This window comes from Burkholderia reimsis (genome assembly GCF_003294055.1).
In the GTDB taxonomy this organism is placed as follows: Bacteria; Pseudomonadota; Gammaproteobacteria; order Burkholderiales; family Burkholderiaceae; genus Burkholderia; species Burkholderia cepacia.
Genome location: NZ_QMFZ01000032.1, coordinates 81,749 through 102,128 on the forward strand (window position 1 = coordinate 81,749; position 20,380 = coordinate 102,128).

Below are 20,380 nucleotides of genomic sequence, written 5' to 3' on the forward strand. Positions count from 1 at the left end.
GGTCTGATGCGCCCGATTCGTTTTCGATCCTTCGTGCCGTTTTTCGCTCCGGGTATACGCCGATGCCCGGTGCGCCCCGTATTGCACGCGGTGCCAACGCGTGCCGAAATACATTTAACACCAATCCGTGGCAACCCGGGCGTCCATGCGCATCAGGGGTTACACGCGGTCGATGCGGCATGTGCGGCCGGCAGTCGGTCCGCCGGAAGACCTGCGCGCGGCGCGACCGCTCCGGGCAAGGCCATGCGCCATGCGGGCCGCGATCGAAAGCCATTCGTCAGCTTGCGGCGGCGCCCCGACTCCGTTCGCGTTCGATCGTCCGCGCCGGGATCCGTGCGCGTGATCGCCTTCGATACGTTGGTCGCGGCCGTGACCGCCATGCTCCGGGTGCCGCGCTCGGCCGTCGGCGCGCGCCGCTGCCCTGCTTCTCCGTTCCGGCGCGGCCGACTGCATCGGGCCCGGCAGGCCGCGTTTTCGTATCCGTGATTCAATGTCGATGGCTCCGGCGCCGCGCATCGCGCGCGGCACCGCGATGTGCACCCTCATCGATTGACCTTCACAGGATCACCATGACGAACCCTGCCGAAATCAAGGCGCTCGTTTTCGATGTCTTCGGAACGATCGTCGACTGGAGAAGCGGCGTCGCACGCGGCGCCGCCGCGTTCCTCGATCGCCATGCACCCGCACTCGACCCGCTCGAATTCGCCGATGCGTGGCGGGCCGAATATTCGCCGTCGATGGAAGAAATCCGCAGCGGGCGCCGCCGCTACGTGCGGCTCGACGTCCTGCACCGCGAGAACCTCGTCCGCACGCTCGACCGCTACGGAATCGTCGACGTGCCCGACGCCGACATCGACGCACTCAACCTCGCGTGGCACAGCCTCGACCCGTGGCCCGATGCCGTCGCGGCGCTGCAGCGGCTGAAGCGACGCTTCATCATCGCGCCGCTGTCGAACGGCAACATCCGGCTGATGGTCGACGTCGCGAAACGCGCGGGGCTGCCGTGGGATGCGATCCTCGGCGCGGAAGTCGTGCGCGCGTACAAGCCGTCGCCGCAGGTGTACAGCGATACCGTCGAGATTCTCGGCATCGAGCCGGCCGAGCTATGCCTGGTCGCCGCGCACAACGGCGATCTCGCGGCCGCACGCCGACAGGGGCTGTCGACCGCGTTCGTGCTGCGGCCGACCGAACACGGGCCCGGCCAGACGACCGACCTGCGAGCCGCCGATCAGTGGGATTTCGACGTCAAGGACCTGAACGAACTCGCGGACCGGCTGGGCTGCCCGGGTTGAAGGCCTCCGGGTCGGGGCGCGCGAGCGTGGCACTGGCGGCCGCGATGCGGCGCCGGTGGAACGGCGCGTCAAGCAGGACAAACGCGCCGACAGACGACTGGTAGACTCCGCAAACCTTGTCCCATTGCAGCCGCCTGCCCTCATGTCGTCACCCCTGCGTCTTGTCGAAGGCAAACTGACCGCGATGCGCTTTCTCGAGCGCCCCGACCAGGGCAGTGCCGGAAGCCGTCAGGTGCCGCCCGTCGGCCCCGAAGCCCGCAAGAAGTCGCTCGGCTACTGGTTCACGCACACCGTGGTGCCGATCCTCGCGGCACTCACCGGCAACGGGGCCGCGGCCAATGCCCTGGTGTTCCAGCAAGCCGACGAGGATCTCGTCCTGGCCGAGTTGAACGCCGCGGCCGACAAGGTCGAGCATCCGGCGACGTGGTCGTACGCGAACCTGCGCGAAACCAGGACCTTCGCGTCGGCAAACGCGTTCGTGACCGTGGGGAAGAACGGCAAGATCCTGTTCGCGAAGCTACCGGTCGAAATCGAAATCGGTGGCGAGTCGTACCGCGGGTTCCTCGGCGGGCAGTCCTTCGACGTCGGCGACGACGTGGTTGCCGTGGTCGATCGCCGTGGCCGCCTGTTCGCGCTGTCGTCGCCGGACCGGCGCCGCACGGTCATGGATCACACGTGCAGCGACACAGGGCTGGCCGGCCTGACGCACAACCTCTGGCTGGCGTGGAAATGGATGTTCATCGGCATGAACTGCTTTGTCGTCCCGATCATGATCCTGCTGCTCTGGACCGGCGACGACGGCTTTTCCGACCTGGGTGTCGACCTGGCGATGCTGCTGGGCGGGCCGGCCGCGATCGGCGTCATGCTCGCGCTGCTCCTGGGCGTGCGGTTGTCGTGGGCCGACTGGCTGCCGGCGTGGCGCACGTCGGGCATCCTGAAGGCGCTGGGCCGCCCGGATCTGTGCACGGTCGATTTCCTGGCTACGCGCACGGAGGCCGAACGCAACGGCGAGGTGCGCGACACGGATGTCGGGCAAATCTATTACGCGCCCGCGCCCAAGCCCTAGCGCACCGCCTCCATCGCACCCGCCCGCCCCTGCGCCGCCATCGCGAGACGCCGCCAGTTGCGGGCCGCATACCGGTGCGCCTGCTGCAACGCGAGCCACAACCCGATCTGCCGAACCGGCCTGAAGAGGCCACGCGCGCTGAACACGGTGCGCCGTTCGACGCGCGTCCTGCCGCCTTCGACTGGTGTCAGCGTGAATTCGTCCTCAAGCAGGCCGACCCAGTCGCGACACCACACCGTCGACGCCACCATCCGGTAACGCAGCCGGCGATGCTCGTCGAGGACCAGGATGCGCTGATCGATGGTGCCGCGATCGGTCGTGCACTGCCGCGTGTTGCCGACGGCCGGCACGCCTTCGAGCACGCGGCAGCTGACCGGCTTCGGCACGCCGAGGCGGAACAGCAACGGCCGCGTGTCGTCCATCCGGGCATGGAGGAAATGCGGCCAGACATGCTCGGGCCGGCAATCGAACGTCCACTGCGAATGAATTTCCACGACCGTCTCCTGGCGGTTGCCGGTGCGGGCATGATGACACAACCGCCCCGCCGCATTCGTCACTTCACGACCGCCCGCCACGCGGTTCGCGCGTAGATGAGCAGCAACGGCAGCAGCGCCAGCGCGAACAGCACGCCAAGCGCCAGCACCCACACCGGCCACTGTTCGGGATTCCCCCGCACCCAGTAGCGGTACGGCACGCTCAGGAACCCGATTTCCATCAGCAGCGCACCGAGCGGCACGAGCGCGTTCATCACCGCGGCCACGCCGAATCGGGCCGCACCGTCGATGTTCTTCCCCGCACCATACGCCGCGATCAGGTACACGAAATACCCGATGATCGCGACCATCAGCGCGCCGCCGGCCAGCAGGCCGACACTGCGCACACTGCGTTCATGCAGCTGGTTGGCCCCGGCCGGCAACACGACATCGATCTTCTCGCCGATCTCCGGCACGCCGCCGGATCGAATGTTGCCCGGCAGCACGACCCGCTCGCCATCCGGCATCACGGCTTCCAGGATCGACGTGTACTTGATGCACCGATATCGGTCGGTGCGCCCGCTGCTGTCGCGTCGCTCGCAGGTGTCCCACTCGGACTGGTAGGACACGACGGTCGCCTCGTATTTCGGCAACACCGCCAATGCGTAGAGTTCGTCGCCGATCCAGTACGCGAACGGGAAAAGCAGCGACACCAGGCAAAAGCACACGAGCCACCAGAAGGCGACCGCGCCGCCCGCCCCGCGCTTGCCGCCGGTCTGTCGGCGCACCACGCGCGACGCGAGCCAGTATGCGGCCACGCCGAATACCGCCACACAGACCACGAACACCTTGCCCGCCTGCGTCAACGCCATCTGCATTTCCCCCGATAAGCGGCCGGATCTTCGTCGGCCATTCTTTCAATTCAGATCAACTCGTTCGTCACCGCCCCGCCCGCCATCCCGTCAGGCCGGCTCGCCGACGAATCTCAGCGCCCCCGATTCGCCCGACAGCAGCGCGCGATTCGCGTCCGCCGCCGCGCGCAGGTAATCCCACAGCGCGGTCACGCGCCGCAGCTTGCGCAGATCCTCGCGGCACGTCAGCCAGAAGCAACGCGTAACGACCACGTCGTCCGGCAGCACGGGCACCAGCGCCGGCTGCGTGGCCGCCATGAAGCACGGCAGGATCGCGAGCCCGCCGCCCTGCAGCGCCGCGAAATACTGCGCGATCACGCTCGTCGTGCGCAGCCCGGCCGTCGCGCCCGGCACCGCCCGGTCGAGGTACAGCAGCTCGTTGCTGAACGCGAGATCGTCGACGTAGCTGATGAACGCGTGCTCCGCGAGATCGTCGGTACAGGTGATCGGTGGATGGTTCGCGAGATAGTCGCGCGTCGCGTAGAGCCGCAACTGGTAATCGCACAGCTTCGTGACCACGTAAGGCCCGCGCTCGGGCCGCTCGAGCGTGATCGCGAGGTCCGCCTCGCGCTTGGGCAGGTTGACGAAATGCGGCACCGGCAGCAGGTCGACCGTCACGTGCGGATGCTCGGCGCGAAACTGCGCGAGCTGCGGCGCGAGGAAAAAGCACCCGAACCCCTCGGTCGACCCGATCCGCACGTGGCCCGACAGCGCCTCGCCGGTGTTCGCGACCTGGTCGCACGCGGACTGCACGGTTGTCTCCATCGCATCCGCATACGCGACGAGCCGCTGGCCTTCGGCCGTCAGCGTGAAGCCGCCGGAGCGCGACTTGTCGAACAGCAGCGTGCCCATCGCCGCCTCGAGCGCGCGGATGCGCCGCGCGACGGTCGTGTAGTCGACCCCCAGCCGCTTCGCGGCGCCGCTCGCCCGCTGCGTGCGCGCGACTTCGAGGAAAAAGCGCAGGTCGTCCCAGTTCAGGTTGCCGGAAACCGGCTCGGTGGCATGTCGCATCGGCGAGGGAAAAAGGGGCTGGAGTCTCCGGGCCGGCCGTCGATATGCATAAATGCACATCCAACCGGTTTCTTTATCGGTACATGATGAATCTGCGCATAACTATACTCGACCGTGACCTGCGGACCACGAGCCGCGGCACCACCACGGAGACACCATGCAGACGCGATCCACCCTCGATGAGCATGCGACAGTCGCGGCACCTGCGCCCGAGCGCACCGCGAAGCATCACCTGCTGGCCGGCTGGGCCAGCATGGCCGGCACCACGATCGAGTGGTACGACTTCTTCCTCTACGGCACGGCGGCCGCGCTCGTGTTCAACCGCATCTTCTTCCCGTCGCTGGACCCCGTCGTCGGCACGCTCGCCGCGTTCGGCACGTTCGCGGTCGGCTTCATCGGGCGGCCGATGGGCGGCATCGTGTTCGGCCACTTCGGCGACCGCATCGGCCGCAAGTCGATGCTGATGATCACGCTGCTGCTGATGGGCGTGCCGAGCATGATCATCGGGCTGATCCCGTCGTACGACAGCATCGGCTACTGGGCCGCCGCGCTGCTGATCGGGATGCGGTTCCTGCAGGGGATGGCAGTGGGCGGCGAATGGGGCGGCGCGGTGCTGATGGCCGTCGAACACGCGCCGAAGGGCCGCAAGGGGCTGTTCGGCAGCCTGCCGCAGACGGGCGTCGGGCTCGGCCTGATCCTGTCGTCGGTCGCGATGGCCGCGGTGGCCGCGCTGCCGGAAGCCGACATGCTGTCGTGGGGCTGGCGCGTGCCGTTCCTCGCGAGCATCGCGCTCGTCGGCCTCGGCTGGTTCATCCGCGCGAAGGTGCCCGAGTCGCCCGACTTCGAGAAGATGCAGCGCCAGGGCAAGGCCGAGAAGTCGCCGGTGACGGCCGCGCTGCGCCGCCATCCGCGCGAGGTGCTGACGATCGTCGGCGCACGCGCCGCCGAGAACACCTGGTTCTACATGGTCGTCACGTTCGCGCTCGCCTACGCGACGCAGCAGCTGCATCTGCCGAAGGCCGAGATGCTGCACGCGATCACGGCCGGCGCCGCGCTGTCGCTCGTCACGATGCCGCTGTGCGGCCATCTCAGCGACCGCATCGGCCAGCGCCGGATGTTCGCGATCGGCCTCGTGCTGATGTGCGCGTTCGCCGCGCCGTTCTTCATGATGCTCGGCACGCAGCAAACGTCGACCGCATGGTGGGCGATCGTGCTCGGCCTCGGCGTCGTGTTCCCGATTCTCTATGCGCCGGAATCGCTGCTGTTCGCGCAGCAGTTCCCGGCGGAGATCCGCTACAGCGGCATCTCGCTGTCGGTGCAGCTGGCCGGCGTGATCGGCGGCGGCTTCGCGCCGATGATCGCGACGTCGCTGCTCAAGGCCGGCGGCGGCCAGCCGCATTACGTGATCGCTTACCTCGTCGGCTTCGGCGTGTTCGCGCTCGTGTGTACCGCGTTGATGCGGCCGGCGCGCGCGTGAGCACGCCGCCGGCATCCGATCGATTCCAGTTCGTCCTGCCGTCCGCCGTGCGCGCATGCGCGGCGGCGGATACGGGCCGCCTTGTTTGTCATCACCCCGTTTCCCGGAGAGTTCCATGAACGCCGCAGTTCCCCAGACCACCCTCGCCCTGCCCACCGCCAAGCTGCTGATCGACGGCACGTTCGTCGAATCGCAAAGCGCCGAATGGGGCGACATCGTCAACCCCGCGACGCAGGAAGTGATCGGCCGCGTGCCGTATGCGACGCTCGACGAGGTCGACGCCGCGATCGCGTCCGCGCAGCGCGCGTTCCAGACGTGGAAGACGACGCCGATCGGCGCGCGCCTGCGCATCATGCTGAAGTTCCAGGATCTCGTGCGCCGCAATCTCGAACGGATCGCGCACACGCTGACGGCCGAGCAGGGCAAGACGCTGCCCGATGCGCAGGGCGACATCTTCCGCGGCCTCGAAGTCGTCGAGCACGCGTGCTCGATCGGCACGCTGCAGCAAGGCGAATTCGCGGAGAACGTGGCCGGCGGCGTCGATACCTATACGCTGCGCCAGCCGATCGGCGTGTGCGCGGGCATCACGCCGTTCAACTTCCCCGGGATGATCCCGTTGTGGATGTTCCCGATGGCGATCGTCTGCGGCAACACGTTCGTGCTGAAGCCGTCGGAGCAGGACCCGCTGTCGACGATGCAGCTCGTCGAACTCGCGATCGAGGCCGGCGTGCCGCAGGGCGTGCTGAACGTCGTGCACGGCGGCAAGACGGTGGTCGACCGCCTCTGCACGCATCCGGACATCAAGGCGATCTCGTTCGTCGGCTCGACGCGCGTCGGCACGCACGTGTACAACCTCGGCAGCCAGCACGGCAAGCGCGTGCAGTCGATGATGGGCGCGAAGAACCACGCGGTCGTATTGCCCGACGCGCACCGCGAGCAGACGATCAACGCGCTCGTCGGCGCGGGCTTCGGCGCGGCCGGCCAGCGCTGCATGGCGACGTCGGTCGTCGTGCTGGTCGGCACGGCGCGCGACTGGCTACCCGAGCTCGTCGAGAAAGCGAAGGCGCTGAAGGTCAACGCGGGCCACGAACCGGGTACCGATGTCGGGCCGGTCGTGTCGAAGGCCGCGCATGCGCGCATCACCGCGCTGATCGACGAGGGCGTGAAGGCCGGCGCGAAGCTCGAACTCGACGGCCGCAACGTGAAGGTGCCCGGTTACGAGCAGGGCAACTTCGTCGGCCCGACGATCTTCTCGGGTGTGACGACCGACATGTCGATCTATACGGAAGAAATCTTCGGGCCGGTGGTGGTCGTGCTCGAAGCCGACACGCTCGACGACGCGATCGCGCTCGTCAACCGCAACCCGATGGGCAACGGCGTGGGGCTGTTCACGCAGAGCGGCGCAGCGGCACGCAAGTTCCAGAGCGAGATCGACATCGGCCAGGTCGGCATCAACATCCCGATTCCGGTGCCGGTGCCCTACTTCAGCTTCACGGGTTCGCGCGGCTCGAAGCTCGGCGACCTCGGCCCGTACGGCAAGCAGGTCGTGCAGTTCTACACGCAGACGAAGACGGTCACCGCGCGCTGGTTCGACGACGACGCGACGGCCGGCGGCGTGAACACGACGATCGCGCTGCGTTGAGTGGGGGCCTGCACATGGAAATTGCATTCATCGGACTCGGCAACATGGGCGGCCCCATGGTCGCCAACCTGCTGAAAGCCGGCCACGCGCTGACGGTGTTCGACCTCGACGCGCACGCAGTCGACGTCGCGGTGCGCGCCGGCGCAACCGCCGCCGGCTCGCCGCGCGAAGCAGCCGCGCGCGGCGCGGTCGTGATCACGATGCTGCCGGCCGCGCAACACGTGCGCGCGGTCTATCTCGGCGACGACGGCGTACTGGCCGGCGCGCACGACGGCGCGACGCTGATCGACTGCAGCACGATCGATCCCGGCACCGTGCGCGCAGTGGCCGACGCCGCCGCGCAGCGCGGCTTCCCGCTCGCCGACGCCCCCGTGTCGGGCGGCACCGGCGGCGCGCAGGCCGGCACGCTGACTTTCATGGTCGGCGCGGACGCCGCGCTGTTCGAGCGCATCCGCCCCGTGCTGCTCGACATGGGCAAGAACGTCGTGCATTGCGGCGGCACGGGCACCGGGCAGATCGCGAAGATCTGCAACAACCTGCTGCTCGGGATCTCGATGATGGGCGTCTCGGAAGCGATGGCGCTCGGCGCCGCGCTCGGCATCGATCCGTCCGTGCTGGCCGGCATCATCAATACGTCGACCGGCCGCTGCTGGAGCTCGGACACGTACAACCCGTATCCGGGCGTGAGCGACACCGCGCCGGCCGCGCGCGGCTACGCGGGCGGATTCGCGGCGAACCTGATGCTGAAGGATCTCGGGCTCGCGACCGAAGCGGCACGGAGCGCGCACCAGCCGGTGTGGATGGGCGCACTCGCGCAGCAGCTCTATCAGTCGATGAGCCAGCAGGGGCTCGGCACGCTCGACTTCTCCGCGTGCGTGAAGCTGTACGAGGCGCAGCCGGCGTAACCGCCGCAGCCGACGCCGGACGTGCGCCGACCCGCGATGTGCCTGGACGGCCTCGCGGGTCGGTTTGCATCGGGGAAAAGGAAGGAAAACGCAGACGGCGGCGTACGCCGCCGCCGGTCGCTCAACCGCGCGGATTCGACGCCGTCTCGAAGGTCGGATGGCACTCGAACGCGAGTTCGGAGCGCGCGCCGACACGGCTGCCGCTGGTCAGCGCCTCCTGCTTCAGGCTGGCGCGCATGCCGCGCTGCGTGCAGTAGTTGGTGGCTTCATCGACGGCCTTCGTATGGGCGTCGGCCCACGTCGTCGATACGCCGACCGTGCGCGTCGTCACGGTAAATACGTTCGGGTTCGACGTCGCGGTCACGTCGGAAGCGGTCGAACACGCGGCGAGCAAGCATGCAACAGCCGCGACGGTCAACCATCGCAGGGTTCGAAAGGAAACTGGAGTGGGCATGGGGGGCAAGCGCACGTACTTCGACGTGCATTGAGCAACATAGGCGACAGTATGCCTGCCCGATCGCCGGAGATCATGCCCCTTTCGGTGAACACATTGTTTCGAATGGTTAAACGATGACGGGTGCAGGCAAGATTTACAGCCCTCGCCGGCGGCCTGCTTCGGCCGACAGGTAGTTTCGCCCTGCCCGCACGCCGTTGCGGGCGCGCTGGGCGGCGCGACGGCCGGGGCGAGCCCTGCCGGCCGGGTCGGCGCCGACGCGTCCCCGCGCCCGGCCCCTGCGACACCGCCCTTTTTACAACCCGCGCGCGCCCTCTCTCTCACACCTGACCGGCCCCGCCCCGCACCCGGCCGCCCGGCGCCCCCGTCGTCAGACAGGCACATCGCTTGCGCCACCCACGCGCCCGCCGATCCGGCGGACAACATCCTTCCCGCAACCGGCGTTGCTCGCCACGCGACCTTCGCGGGGCGATCCCGCATCGCAAACAGGTTCCCCTGAACGAGAGGACAACATGAAATCAATACGAACGATAGCGGCCCTGTGCTCCATCGTTTCCGTGCTCGCGGCATGTGGCGGCGACGGCAACGACGTCGGCACCGAGCTCGGCATCTCGAAGCCGCAGGCGCGCTTCATCAACGCGGTGCCGGCCGGCCCGAACCTCGACTACTACCTGAACGCCAAGGTCGACCAGTCGGGTGTCGCGTACAAGGGCGTGACGCGCTATCACGACGTCGACTCGGGCACGCAGACCGCGAGCTACGACATCTCGGGCACGACCTCGACCATCGCGTCGCAATCGTTCAGCGCGGCGAACGGCCATCACTACACGACGATCGCGCTGCCGAGCACGACGTCGCTGATCTCCGTGATCGACGATCCGTACGACAAGGGCCTGCTGTCGGACAAGGCGCGCGTGCGCACCTTCAATGCGTCGCCGAACGCGCAGAACATCGACATGTACGTCGTCCCGCCCGGCACCGACATCACGACGCAAAGCCCGACGCTCGCGGGCGCGGCCTACCAGAACGCGGTGCCGGCCACGACGCAGGATTCGATCTACCTGAACGGCGGCAGCTACCAGGTGATCGTCACGACGGCCGGCAGCAAGACGCCGATCCTCAAGACCGCGCCGGTCACCATCAACAACAACGCCGACTGGCTGCTGCTGACGATTCCGTCGGGCGGAGTCGGCGACGTGACGCCGAACGATATCCACGTGCTGGTTGCGCAAGGCAACGACGCCGATACGTCCGCGCAGGAACTCGGGCCGCAGTAACGGTCGAATACGGCGGCGGCGATCGTGGCGGCCGGTGCGCGTGCACCGGCCGCCACGCGCCGGGTACCGGTATCCGGCGGTACCAGCGGCAGTGTCAGCGGCGGTATCAGTCGATCCGCTCGAGGCAGATCACGTGCTCGGCGCGCGTACCGTCGCCGTGCTCGACGTCGACATCGCCGACATGCCGCACGCGCCAGCCCGGCCGCGTCGCGATCTGCGGCATGTTGCCGCCCGGCCGGCTCTCGATCCCGCCGAGCCCCTCGTCGGGCGTTTCGACCGCATCGTCGAGCGACGCGTTCGAGTAGATCACGTTGTCCTGCAGTTCCGACGCGCCGGTGCGCGCCTCCATGCCCTTGCCGTCGACGTCGACCGTGTTGTCGGTCATCGCCATGTTCGCGTTGTCGAGCGTAACGATCCGGCCGGCCGCGCGACGCACGGGATCGCCGCTGTCGACCGCATGCGCGCCGACGTCGATCGGCGGCAGGCCGGTCGGCGTTTTCGCCGCGACCGCCTCCGGCGTCAGCGGCCGCTTCCCCGCCTCGGCGACCTCGGCGGCCTGGGTCGCCGCGTCGGGCATGTCGCCGGCTGCCGGGGTCTTCACCGGACTCTTCGCGATCTGTTCCCGCTGCTGTTGCGGGGTTGGATTCGATTCCGCGTTCTGCATCGCACCTCCTGTTCCGGACGGCGTGCGCCGGCGTGATGCCGGCGCCGGTCCGGGAATCGCTACAACGGTCCTTGCAAATCTTTCACGCGCAGGTACGGCACGCACGCGCGGCCTGCGATGCCCGTGCCGCACGGCAGCGCACGGGTGACGAACCGGCGCAAGCCGAGTACGCCCCTTGCGCCGCCCGGCCGATGCCGGTCAGCCGCCGCTTGCGCCCGCCGGCGCGGAAGCCGCGCCCGGCAAGCTTGCCGCGCCGCCCGTGGTGCCGCTGTCGGCCGCACCGCTGCCCGGCGTGCCCGACGGCGCGGTGGACGGCGCCGGCGACATGCCGCCGGTGGCGCTGGTGTCCGAACTCGCACCGGTACCGGTGTCGCTCTTTTTCTGGCAACCCGCACCCGCCGCCAGGCCGGCGATCAGGATGCCGGCGAAGACGGCTCGCGATACGTGACGAAGGGAATATCGCTGCATGACACCTCCGCTGATGTCGGTGGATGGAACCCTTCGGCGCGCAATCCCCGTGCCTCACCATCGATCCCTCGCATTCATTTTTCAAATGGCGCCCAGCCGAATATTTAATTTCCCATCACCGTGCCGGCCACCCATACTCGCGAACAAATCCGAGACATAACGTCCACGGCGGCCGGGCCGTCGCAGCGTATACGCGCTGCCGGTTTCGCGCCCCGCACATGGAAGGAGACAACGGCGTGCAACTGGAAGCCACCCACCGCCCGGGCATCGTGCCCGGCGCGGTCGACGCATCGCATCGAACCGATTCGGCCGCGCGCGACCCCGCGCTGAGCCCGCGGCTGTACAACGCCGACCTCGCGCCCACCAAGGCCGAGGGGCGGACGTGGGGCCGCTACAGCATCTTTGCGCTGTGGACCAACGACGTGCACAACATCGCGAACTACTCGTTCGCGATCGGGCTGTTCGCGCTCGGCCTGTCGGGCTGGCAGATGCTCGCATCGCTCGCGATCGGCGCGGTGCTCGTGTACTCCTTCATGAACCTCACCGGCTACATGGGCCAGAAGACCGGCGTGCCGTTCCCGGTGATCAGCCGGATGAGCTTCGGCATCTACGGCGCGCTGCTGCCCGCGATGATCCGCGCGGTGATCGCGATCGCATGGTTCGGCATCCAGACCTATCTCGCGTCCGTCGTGCTGCGCGTGCTGCTCACCGCGATCTGGCCGGGCCTCGCCGCGTTCGACCAGGACGCGATCTTCGGGCTGTCGACGCTCGGCTGGGTCACGTTCGTCGCGATCTGGCTCGTGCAGATCGGCATCCTCACGTACGGGATGGAAATGGTCCGCAAGTACGAGGGGCTCGCCGGCCCGGTGATCCTCGTCACGACGCTGTCGCTCGCCGCGTGGATGTTCAGCCGCACGGGCGGCCATCTCGCGATGTCGATCGGCAAGCCGCTGACCGGCCTGAAGATGTGGACGGAGATCTTCGCGGGCGGCTCGCTGTGGCTCGCGATCTACGGCACGCTGGTGCTCAACTTCTGCGATTTCGCGCGCTCGTCGCCGAGCGCGAAGACGGTGCGGGTCGGCAACTTCTGGGGCCTGCCGGTCAACATCCTCGTGTTCGCGACGATCAGCTTCGTGCTCGCCGGCGCGCAGTTCAAGCTGAACGGCCACATCATCCACAGCCCGACGGAAATCATCGCGACGGTGCCGAACAAGCTGTTCCTCGTGCTCGGCTGCCTCGCGTTCCTGATCGTCACGGTCGCGGTGAACATCATGGCGAACTTCGTCGCGCCGGCCTTCGTGCTGACGAGCCTTGCGCCGCATCGCCTGTCGTTCCGCCGCGCGGGCCTGATCAGCGCGACGGTCGCCGTGCTGATCCTGCCGTGGAACCTGTACAACAGCCCGATCGTGATCGTCTACTTCCTGTCCGGCCTCGGCGCGCTGCTCGGCCCGCTGTACGGGATCATCACGGTCGACTACTGGCTCGTGCGCAAGCAGCGCGTGAACGTCCCCGACCTCTATACCGAAGCGCCGACCGGCGCCTACTTCTACACGCGCGGCGTGAACCGCAAGGCCCTTGCGGCGCTCCTGCCGTCCGCGCTGATCTCGATCACGCTCGCCGTCGTGCCCGCCTTCAGCGCGATGACGCCGTTCTCGTGGCTGCTCGGCGCGGCCATCGCGGGCAGCGTGTACTGGCTGCTGGCCGATCGCAAACGGCAATACGAGGAGCGCTCGGGCGAACCCATCGCGGTCGCCTGCGCGCAACACTGAACACACGGATACGGAGTCGGCAATGAGGATCCTGGTAGTCAACGTCAACACGACCGAGTCGATCACCGACGCGATCGCCGCGCAGGCGCAGGCCGCCGCGTCGCCGGGCACGGAGATCGTCGGGCTGACGCCGCGCTTCGGCGCGGAGTCGATCGAAGGCAACTTCGAGAGCTACCTCGCGGCGATCGCCGTGATGGATCGCGTGCTGAGCTACGACGAGCCGTATGACGCGGTGATCCAGGCCGGCTACGGCGAACACGGCCGCGAAGGCCTGCAGGAACTGCTGACGGTGCCCGTCGTCGACATCACCGAAGCGGCCGCGAGCGTCGCGATGCTGCTCGGCCATCGCTACTCGGTCGTCACGACGCTCGACCGCACGGTGCCGCTGATCGAGGATCGCCTGAAGCTCGCCGGACTCGACGCACGCTGCGCGTCGGTGCGCGCAAGCGGCCTCGCGGTGCTCGAACTCGAGGAGAACCCGGCGCGCGCGATCGAGTCGATCGTCGGCCAGGCGCAGCGCGCGGTGAAGGACGATCACGCGGAAGTGATCTGCCTCGGCTGCGGCGGGATGGCCGGCCTCGACCGGCAGATCGAGGAATGCACGGGCGTGCCGGTCGTCGACGGCGTATCGGCCGCGGTTGCGCTCGCCGAGTCGCTGGTGCGCCTGAAGCTGAAGACGTCGAAGATCCGCACGTACGCACCGCCGCGCCCGAAGCGGATCGTCGGCTGGCCGGGCACCTTCGCAAAATGACGCGCCGCCGGCCGGCTGCCGCGTCGCGCTCGGGCATCGTGCCGCCGGGAGACGTATCGGCATGCGGGACACGCTAGAACCGGACGCACTGCCCCGCCGCGCATCCGACGCCGCGGGCGCGCTCGACGTGCTCGATGCGCGGCTGATGCGCATCCTGCTCGTGCTGCTCACCGAGCGCACCGTGTCGCGCGCGGCCGTGCGGCTGAACATGTCGCAGCCGGCGACGAGCGCCGCGCTCAAGCGCCTGCGCACGCTGCTCGGCGATCCGTTGCTGGTGCGCAGCCGCTACGGGATGGTGCCGACCGAGTTCGGCGCGCGGCTGATCGAACCGCTGCGCAACGCGCTGCGCGTGATCGACTTCATCCGCATCCAGCAGCCGACGTTCGACGCGCGCACGTCGGTGCGCACCTACCGGATCGGCTGCCCCGACTACCTGAACGTGCTGTTCGTGCCGAAGCTCGTCGCGCTGTTCCGCGAACGCGCGCCGGACGCGCAGCTCGTGTTCCATCCGCTCGGCGACGGCTTCGACGACGAGCGCGCGCTGGCCGACGGCGAACTCGACGTCGTGATCGACAATCGCCCGGCGCGCTCGTCGCGGTTCCGGCAGGACGACCTGTTCGACGATCGCGTCGTATGCCTGATGCGCGCGACGCATCCGCTCGCGCGGCACGGCGCGATGACGGCCGGCGATTTTGCCGACGCGCCGCAGCTGTGCCCGACACCGTCGTGGCTCGAGGCATCCGGCGCGATCGACCGGCAGCTCGAACGCGTGGGCCTGCAGCGGCGGATCGTCGTCACGCTGCCCCACTTCGAACTTGCCGCGCATGCGCTCGTGCGCACCGACATGCTCCTGACCACCACGTACCGGCTCGCGCGGCATTACGCGAAGCTGCTGCCGCTCGCCGCCGTCGCGCTGCCGGCGGAGCCGCCGGACATCGTGTACCGGATGACGTGGAACGAATCGGGCGCGTGCGTGGACGGCGTGCGCTGGCTGCGCGGGCTGATCGCGGAAGCGACACGGGCGTGGCTCGACGCCGAGGCGATGCTGCCGGCGGTTGCCGCGGTTCCCGCGGGCGCTGTTGCGGACGTAGGGAACAGCGTACCGGCCGCGGCCGATATGTCCGATATGTCCGATATGTCCGATATGTCCGGTACATCCGATACAGCCGATACAGCCGATACACCCGCTACGGCCGCAGCACCCGCTACGGCCGCTGCGCCCGACCCGGTTCGACGCACGCGCCGCAAGCAGGCGACGCATTGCCGTGCATCGCACCCGCCGCGCGTCGCCCATGCGGCTCGCATCCACCGTCACGCGACGAAGTCGCATTGACCGGCGCGACCGACAGGCGCGACAACGCGCCGCTCCATACGTCACACACCTTCACGCACCTTCACGCACCGTCACGCACCGTCACGCACCGTCACGCACCTTCACGCACCATCGCGCATCGGTTGCGCAAGCAGCTTGCATGCAACGACGGCCACGACGAGCGCGAGCACGCCGCTCACCGTCAGCGCGTCGGCAAACCCGCTCGCGAACGCGACGGGCGCCGCCTTCGCGAGCGCGCCGGCGGCCGACGGCGGCACACGCTCGAGCGCCCGCGCCAGGTCGCCGGCCAGCAGGCTCGACATGAACGGCGCATCGGCGAACGCGCGCAGGCCGGGCGCGGCGGACAGCAACCGGTCGAGCCGCGCCTGCGTGCTCGCGGCCAGCACCGCGCCGAGCACGCCGACGGCCGTCACGATCGCCGAGAAGCGCGTCGTCGTGCTGATGCCCGACGCCATGCCGGTGCGGTTCGACGGCACGCACGCCATGATCGCCTTCTGCGTGTCGCCGTTCATGATGCCCGCGCCGCAGCCCGTCACGAACATGCCGATCGCGACGAGCCGGTAGTCGCCGCCGGCCGTCAGCGCCGCGGTCGCGAGGTTGCCCGCGCCGATCAGCGCGAGCCCGCCAGCCAGCACGCCGCCGGACGACACGCGCGCGGCCAGCGCCGCGCCGAGCGACGGCCCGGCGATCATCGCGAACGCGAACGGCAGCATCCCGAGCCCCGCGTCGATCGCCGACATCCCGAACGCGTTCTGCAGGTACAGCGGCAGGAACGTCATCATCACCTGCGCGCACGCCGCATAACCGAACATCGCGAGCACGGCGCCGACGAAGCGCGGCTGGCGGAACAGCGCGAGATCGATCATCGGCCGCGCCTGCCAGCGCTCCGCGCCGATGAACGCCGCGAACAGCGCGGCGGCGAGCGCGAGCCGGCCGAGCGTCGCGGCCGACAGCCAGCCGTGCGACGGCGCGCCGATCAGGGCCGCGATCGCGCACGCGAGCGCCGCGCCGAACAACAGGCTGCCGGCCGCATCCACACGCTTCGCGTGCGGATCGCGCGACTCGTCGATTGCGACGCGCGCGCCGGCCGCGAGCAGCATGCAGACGGGCAGGTTCAGCAGGAACACCCAGCGCCACCCGATCCATTGCGTGATCGCGCCACCGACGAGCGGCGCGACGGCCGTCGCGATCCCCATGCACATGCCCCAGATCGCCCACGCACGCGCCCGTTCGCGCCCGTCCGGAAAACGGTTCGCGATCACGGCGAGCGCGGCCGTCAGCAACAGCGCGGCGCCGCCGCCCTTCACCGCACGCGCGGCGATCAGCCAGCCGGCCGACGGCGCGACGCCGCAGCCGAGCGACGCGAGAAAGAACAGCGCGAGCCCCGCGCCGAGCATCCGCTTGCGCCCGAAGCGGTCGGCGAGCCCGCCGGCCGGCAGCAGGCAGGCGGCGAACGCGGTCATGTACGCGCTCACGACCCATTCGATATCGGCGAAGCTCGCGTGGAAACTGCGCGCGATGCTCGGCAGCGACACGGCGACGACGTTCGTGTCGAGCACGATCAGCGAGCAGGTCGCGGACGCGACGGCGAGCGTCGCGGCGGCGGGCATGCGGCTGCCCGTGCGCTGGGCGGCAGCCGCGCCCGCGCGCGACGCCGGTGAAGACTGGGACATCGGACACTCCGGAACAGGTTGAACGAACCGTATGCTAGGCTTGCCCGGTATTGCCCGTCATTGACACTCAGACGCTTTTTTATTGACGAAAACTGCAATCATGGATCGGCTCGAATTCCGTCACGTGCGCGCATTCCTGAGCGTCGCGCAGCACCTGCACTTCGCCCGCGCGGCCGAGGCGCTCGACATGGCGCCGCCCGCGCTCACGCGGCAGATCCAGGAGGCCGAACGCGTGCTCGGCGTGCGCCTCTTTCACCGGTCGCGCCGCGCGGTCACGCTGAGCGCGGCCGGCGAGGCCTATCTCGCCGAAGCGCGCGCCGCGGTCGAACACCTGCAGCGCGGCCGCGAACTCGCGGCGCTGGCCGAGCGCGGCGAACTCGGCCGGATCGAGATCGGCTACGTGTCGTCGGCCGTCTATTCAGGCACGCTGCAGCGCACGGTCGGCGCGTTCCGCGACGCGCACCCGCGCATCGAACTGAACCTGCGCGAAGTACCGATGGACGACGTCGCGAACCAGCTCGACACCGGCCGCCTCGACCTCGCGTACGTCCGCCCGCCGCTGCCGCTGCCCGGCGGCCTGCGGATCGTCACGCTGCAGCGCGACGTGTTCGTCGCGGCCGTGCCGGCCGGGTCGCGCTACGCGTCGATGGCCGCCGTTCGCGCGGCCGACCTCGCCGACGCGCGCTTCGCGGTGCCCGAACAGGAGCGCGGCACGCTCGAAGTCGCGCGCCGCGGCCGCTTCGCGCCGCTGGTCGCCGCCCGTCCGGGCGGCTTGCTCGCGGTGCTCGCATGCGTGTCCGTGAACGGCTGGGTCGCGGTGATTCCCGATGCGCTCGCCGGCTGCGTGTCGCTGCCGGGTGTCGTGTACCGGCCGATCGCCGGCAAGCCGATCACGTCGGAACTCGCGCTCGCGCACCGGCGCTTCGAAAAGGCGCCGGCAGTGCGCGCGTTCCTGCGGACGGTTCCGTCGGCCGCGCAAGACGCCGCATGAAACGCCCGCGTGCGGCGATGGCGGCGATGGCGGCGACGGCGGCGGTGGCGGCGATAGCGGCAACGGCGGCCGGGCCGGCCGCCGCGGCGCGAATATGCATTGCACGATTCGATGTTTGTCGGCTGGAAACCGATTCCGTAACCTGCCCGGCAACCGCGCCACCTGCGCGCGGGTAACCGAGGACACTCCGCCGATGAACCCAACCTCCGCCCCGGCGCGCCGCCGCGTGCTGCTGCGTCTTGCCGCCCTCGCCGCCGCGCCGCTCGCCGGCGGCGTCGCACTGCCCGCCCATGCGGCGGGTGCCGACCCGTCGGGCGTCACGCTCGTGCTCGGCGACCAGGCCGGCGGCCTGCGCGCGCTCGCCGAAGCCGCGCGCGTGCTCGACGGCACGCCTTACCGGTTCCGCTGGGCCAACTTCCAGGGTGCCGCGCCGCTGTTCGAGGCGCAGCGTGCGGGGGCGATCGATCTCGCGCCGGCCGGCGACCTGCCCGTGCTGACGGCCGCGCTCGGCGATCCGTCGTTGCGGATCGTCGCGACGCGCGTCGGCTCGGCGACATCGCTCGGCATCGTCGTGCAGCCCGATTCGCCGGTCCGCACCGTCGCCGACCTGAAAGGACAGACCGTCGTGGTGTCGTCCGCGCGCGGCAGCATTTCGCAGTACCAGCTGTACGGCGCGCTGCGCGAACACGGCCTCGCGCCGCGTGACGTCGACGTGCGCTTCGTGCTGCCCGTCGACGCGTTCGCCGCGTTCGAGGCGAAGCGGATCGGCATCTGGGCGACGTTCGACCCGTACTACGGGCATGCGGTACGACGCGGCGCGCGCGTCGTCCGTGACGGCAGCGGCATCAATTCCGGGCTGGCGTTCCTCACGTCGCCGGTCGAAACGCTCGACGATCGCGCGAAGCGCGCGGCGCTCGCGGACGTGCTGGCGCGGCTCGCGCGCGCGGGCCAGTGGGCGCTCGCGCATCCCGCCGACTACGCGACCGTCTATGCGTCGCTCACGCGCCTGCCGCCCGACGCAGCCACCGACATCGCGCGCCGGGCCGCGCTCGCACAGCGCAGCCTCAGCGGTGCCGACATCGACGTGCTGCAGCGTGTCGCCGACCGCGCGGCGGCCGACGCGATCCTGCCGCGGCGCGTCGACGTCGCCTCGATCGCGATCCGCAACGTGTCCGCCTGAACGGTGACGCGCGTGGCGGCGTTCAGCGTTCAGCGCGGCCGCGGCATGTCGAGATCCGGCGCGTCGTCGCCGACCGTGGAGGCGACGAGCGTGCGCATCGCGGCGACCCGCAGCGTCGGCCCCGACTGGTTGAACGTGCAGCGCTCGCCCGCGGCCGGCACGGCCCGGTGCAGCACGGCCCGCCATGCGCCACGGCCGCCCTCGCGCTCGAAAGCGGCGAACGGCAGCCGCTCGACGATCGGGCCGCCGTCCGTCCACGATGTCGACGGCACGAACGAAGCCAGCGCCGCGCCCGCCGCGCGAATCGACGTACACCCGGACGCATCGGCGCGCAGGGCGTTGTGACCCTGTGCGATCGCGACGCAGTAGTCCGGCGGCGCGCCTGTCAGATCCCGGACTTGCATACCCGTCACCGTCGTTATCGAATCGACATGCCAACCGTTGCATCTGCGGCGGTTGCGGTTCCCGACGGCACCGAAGCGCGCTGCCATATCGCTGAAATCCCTCCCCCGAGCAAACCCGCGCACGTTGTCACGACCGCGTCACTCGTGCGTACAATGATCCGACCGCTTGCCGCCGCCGTTCACGGCAAACGAATCAGGACATTACAAACAGAAAACACACAAAACTGCGCCGATCCGGAGCTGTTTCCGGGAGTTCGGCGACATCAGGACCAGACAATGCGGCGCAGACCGGATCTCACGGGGGGACATATGTCCAGGCACACCCGAAAGCCGTTGGTATCGCTCGTCGTACCCTTCCACGACGAGGCGGAAGCGATCGAGGCATTCTTCGCGACCGCCCTTCCCATCCTCGAATCGATCGACACCACGCGCTTCGAAATCGTTTGCGTGAACGACGGCAGCCGCGACGACACGCTCGACAGGCTGATCGACGTCGCGGCCGGCGACCCGCGCGTGCGGATCGTCGATCTCACCCGGCGCTTCGGCAAGGAGGCCGCGCTCACCGCCGGCATCGACGAAGCCGCCGGCACCGCCGTGATCCTGATCGATGCCGACCTGCAGGACCCGCCCGCCCTGATC

Annotated in this window: 21 protein-coding genes; 13 read left to right on the forward strand and 8 right to left on the reverse strand. The window is 69.4% G+C overall.

The features are described from left to right. Positions 1-159: 159 nt before the first annotated feature. The gene (locus DPV79_RS42295) at positions 160-546 is read right to left on the reverse strand and encodes a hypothetical protein (protein WP_133295744.1); all 387 of its coding nucleotides are present in this window, start codon (positions 544-546) and stop codon (positions 160-162) included. A gap of 23 nt (positions 547-569) precedes the next feature. On the opposite strand from DPV79_RS42295, the gene DPV79_RS30225 reads away from it, so the two are divergent. Both DPV79_RS30225 and DPV79_RS30230 read left to right on the forward strand, forming a co-directional pair. Then, a complete protein-coding gene (locus DPV79_RS30225) occupies positions 570-1,292 on the forward strand; it encodes a haloacid dehalogenase type II (protein ID WP_021163339.1) in 723 nt (240 codons plus the stop codon). A 55-nt stretch (positions 1,293-1,347) separates the two neighbouring features. Then, the gene (locus DPV79_RS30230) at positions 1,348-2,358 is read left to right on the forward strand and encodes a hypothetical protein (protein WP_244321832.1); all 1,011 of its coding nucleotides are present in this window, start codon (positions 1,348-1,350) and stop codon (positions 2,356-2,358) included. Here DPV79_RS30230 and DPV79_RS30235 read toward each other — a convergent pair. The 3 genes from DPV79_RS30235 to DPV79_RS30245 all read right to left on the reverse strand — a co-directional run bounded on the left by DPV79_RS30235 (position 2,355) and on the right by DPV79_RS30245 (position 4,753). Continuing rightward, positions 2,355-2,852 (reverse strand): SRPBCC family protein, encoded by a 498-nt coding sequence (locus DPV79_RS30235; RefSeq protein ID WP_059484229.1) that lies wholly within the window; start codon positions 2,850-2,852, stop codon positions 2,355-2,357. The genes DPV79_RS30230 and DPV79_RS30235 overlap by 4 nt on opposite strands. Positions 2,853-2,911: 59 nt before the next feature. Then, positions 2,912-3,703, reverse strand: coding sequence for a uracil permease (locus DPV79_RS30240; protein ID WP_113047210.1), 792 nt, complete (start codon positions 3,701-3,703; stop codon positions 2,912-2,914). A gap of 90 nt (positions 3,704-3,793) precedes the next feature. Next, positions 3,794-4,753 carry a LysR family transcriptional regulator gene (locus DPV79_RS30245; RefSeq protein ID WP_021163344.1) on the reverse strand — a complete coding sequence of 320 codons (960 nt, stop codon included), beginning with the start codon at positions 4,751-4,753 and terminating at the stop codon, positions 3,794-3,796. Positions 4,754-4,910: 157 nt separating this feature from the next. Here DPV79_RS30245 and DPV79_RS30250 point away from each other — a divergent pair, with 157 nt between their 5' ends. The 3 genes from DPV79_RS30250 (at position 4,911) to mmsB (ending at position 8,777) form a co-directional block, all read left to right on the forward strand. Next, the gene (locus DPV79_RS30250; protein WP_027791229.1) at positions 4,911-6,230 is read left to right on the forward strand and encodes an MFS transporter; all 1,320 of its coding nucleotides are present in this window, start codon (positions 4,911-4,913) and stop codon (positions 6,228-6,230) included. A 115-nt stretch (positions 6,231-6,345) separates the two neighbouring features. After that, positions 6,346-7,872, forward strand: coding sequence for a CoA-acylating methylmalonate-semialdehyde dehydrogenase (locus DPV79_RS30255; protein ID WP_059706295.1), 1,527 nt, complete (start codon positions 6,346-6,348; stop codon positions 7,870-7,872). A gap of 14 nt (positions 7,873-7,886) precedes the next feature. After that, on the forward strand, positions 7,887-8,777 hold the full coding sequence (gene mmsB / locus DPV79_RS30260) for a 3-hydroxyisobutyrate dehydrogenase (protein WP_113047198.1): 891 nt from the start codon (positions 7,887-7,889) through the stop codon (positions 8,775-8,777). 121 nt (positions 8,778-8,898) lie between these two features. Here the strand turns inward: mmsB and DPV79_RS30265 are convergent, their stop codons facing one another. Then, on the reverse strand, positions 8,899-9,231 hold the full coding sequence (locus DPV79_RS30265; protein WP_042978286.1) for a hypothetical protein: 333 nt from the start codon (positions 9,229-9,231) through the stop codon (positions 8,899-8,901). A gap of 512 nt (positions 9,232-9,743) precedes the next feature. On the opposite strand from DPV79_RS30265, the gene DPV79_RS30270 reads away from it, so the two are divergent. Then, positions 9,744-10,508: a DUF4397 domain-containing protein gene (locus DPV79_RS30270; RefSeq protein ID WP_113047199.1), complete on the forward strand. Its 765-nt coding sequence runs from the start codon at positions 9,744-9,746 to the stop codon at positions 10,506-10,508. 106 nt (positions 10,509-10,614) lie between these two features. Here the strand turns inward: DPV79_RS30270 and DPV79_RS30275 are convergent, their stop codons facing one another. Then, complete coding sequence (locus DPV79_RS30275) at positions 10,615-11,172, reverse strand: DUF3005 domain-containing protein (protein ID WP_021164411.1); 558 nt, start codon at positions 11,170-11,172, stop codon at positions 10,615-10,617. Between the two features lie 175 nt (positions 11,173-11,347). On the opposite strand from DPV79_RS30275, the gene DPV79_RS42830 reads away from it, so the two are divergent. The 4 genes from DPV79_RS42830 to DPV79_RS30300 all read left to right on the forward strand — a co-directional run bounded on the left by DPV79_RS42830 (position 11,348) and on the right by DPV79_RS30300 (position 15,493). After that, a complete protein-coding gene (locus DPV79_RS42830; protein WP_244321833.1) occupies positions 11,348-11,620 on the forward strand; it encodes a hypothetical protein in 273 nt (90 codons plus the stop codon). 238 nt (positions 11,621-11,858) lie between these two features. Further along, positions 11,859-13,409, forward strand: coding sequence for an NCS1 family nucleobase:cation symporter-1 (locus tag DPV79_RS30290; RefSeq protein ID WP_113047200.1), 1,551 nt, complete (start codon positions 11,859-11,861; stop codon positions 13,407-13,409). Positions 13,410-13,431: 22 nt separating this feature from the next. Continuing rightward, on the forward strand, positions 13,432-14,160 hold the full coding sequence (locus DPV79_RS30295; RefSeq protein ID WP_113047201.1) for an aspartate/glutamate racemase family protein: 729 nt from the start codon (positions 13,432-13,434) through the stop codon (positions 14,158-14,160). A 61-nt stretch (positions 14,161-14,221) separates the two neighbouring features. Further along, complete coding sequence (locus DPV79_RS30300) at positions 14,222-15,493, forward strand: LysR family transcriptional regulator (RefSeq protein ID WP_113047202.1); 1,272 nt, start codon at positions 14,222-14,224, stop codon at positions 15,491-15,493. A 101-nt stretch (positions 15,494-15,594) separates the two neighbouring features. On the opposite strand, the gene DPV79_RS30305 is transcribed toward DPV79_RS30300, so the two are convergent. After that, entirely contained in the window at positions 15,595-17,166 is a 1,572-nt protein-coding gene (locus tag DPV79_RS30305) for an MFS transporter (protein WP_113047203.1), read from the reverse strand. Between the two features lie 100 nt (positions 17,167-17,266). Between DPV79_RS30305 and DPV79_RS30310 the strand changes: the two genes are divergently transcribed. Together DPV79_RS30310 and DPV79_RS30315 are read left to right on the forward strand one after the other, a co-directional pair. Next, the gene (locus tag DPV79_RS30310; RefSeq protein WP_059495034.1) at positions 17,267-18,157 is read left to right on the forward strand and encodes a LysR family transcriptional regulator; all 891 of its coding nucleotides are present in this window, start codon (positions 17,267-17,269) and stop codon (positions 18,155-18,157) included. 193 nt (positions 18,158-18,350) lie between these two features. Then, positions 18,351-19,337, forward strand: coding sequence for an ABC transporter substrate-binding protein (locus tag DPV79_RS30315; protein WP_113047204.1), 987 nt, complete (start codon positions 18,351-18,353; stop codon positions 19,335-19,337). Between the two features lie 29 nt (positions 19,338-19,366). Here DPV79_RS30315 and DPV79_RS30320 read toward each other — a convergent pair whose 3' ends face one another. Continuing rightward, complete coding sequence (locus DPV79_RS30320) at positions 19,367-19,741, reverse strand: phage protein NinX family protein (RefSeq protein ID WP_021164387.1); 375 nt, start codon at positions 19,739-19,741, stop codon at positions 19,367-19,369. Between the two features lie 27 nt (positions 19,742-19,768). Between DPV79_RS30320 and DPV79_RS43475 the strand changes: the two genes are divergently transcribed. Then, on the forward strand, positions 19,769-20,380 hold a 612-nt coding region (locus DPV79_RS43475; protein WP_244321834.1), incomplete at its 3' end, for a glycosyltransferase.